Origin of the sequence: Curvibacter soli, assembly GCF_029211125.1 — a bacterium.
Classification (GTDB): Bacteria; Pseudomonadota; Gammaproteobacteria; order Burkholderiales; family Burkholderiaceae_C; genus Curvibacter_A; species Curvibacter_A soli.
In genome coordinates this window covers 2,605-3,661 of record NZ_JARGEN010000004.1, presented here as the reverse complement: position 1 = coordinate 3,661, position 1,057 = coordinate 2,605, and the positions used below count along the sequence as shown (strand labels likewise).

Annotated in this window: 2 pseudogenes; both read right to left on the bottom strand. The window is 63.1% G+C overall.

The window, feature by feature from the left end:
• Positions 1–834 (bottom strand): annotated as a pseudogene (locus PY257_RS00665) (transposase); the annotation flags it as partial.
• Positions 835–844: 10 nt separating this feature from the next.
• Positions 845–1,057, bottom strand: a pseudogene (locus tag PY257_RS00660) (hypothetical protein); the annotation flags it as partial.

The window sequence follows — 1,057 nt, the reverse complement described above, 5'->3', positions numbered from 1 at the left end:
GCCGGCCTTGTTGACCACCGGCGTTACCAGCAGTCGGCGCAGCAGATTCTTGAACGGCCCGCCTATGCCGGCGCTGCCAGGGTCCATCATCAGGTGGAAGGGCACGCCATACATTTGCTGATCGGGGCGCTGCGCGATGGCCGCCAGGAACACATCGGCCATGTTGACCACGCTCTCGCCGCCGGCCACGTAGCGCACGAAAATAGAGCCGCTGCAATGGTCTGTAATCACGTAGCGCGTGAGGCGCTGGCGCTTGATCTTCTCGAAGTTCTCTGGCTTGTTCTTGTAGAACACGGCGGGGCTCATGTCTTGCGCTCCGCCCTCAGGCACATAGAACAATACGCTGATGGAGGCATCTATCTGCCACACATCGTTCGGGTGATCGCTTGCCAGTGCCTGCGCGGGCGCGGGCTGGCGCAATTGCTCGGGGTGCAGCGCATATGCGCGCAGGGCGCGGGCGCAGGCACTGGCGCTGAGCTGGCGCGTTTCGCCCGTGTTCTGGTCGGTATCGCTGGCAAACAGCGGGTTGTTGGCGCGCAGTTGTTCGAGCGTGAGCGAAAGCGCCTGGATCGACTTTTTGTTAGCGCGGTAGCCTTCCATCAGCGTTTCGCTGAGCAGCAGCGCATCGGTCTTGCTCAAGCTTGTGGCACCGGCATCGGTGCGGCGCTTGCGGGCTGGTTTCACGACGACATCCTTCAATCGGCGCATGAGCGTGGCGGGCGACATGCCGAGCTGCTGGCATGCCTGGGCGTAGACATCCTGCTTGCCGCCGTGGCCGGCGGCGCTGGCACGGCGCGCCACGTCGAGCAGGGCCTCAATGAGTGCGGGGCTCATGCGACGCGGGTTAGCTGTTTGCGCGCTTGTCTTCGATGATTTTTTGCAGATCCTGCTGCTCGCTCCAGCGCTGCCATTCAGGCACCGCATCAATGGTGAGATGCAAGCCGAATTCATCGCGCAGGGCGTCCAGCTCTACGTACAAAGGCCCCAGCAGGGCCGACATGAAGGCGGCGTTGCCTGGATCGTCAGGCACGCCGCTCAATACGATCAGAGCCTGGCG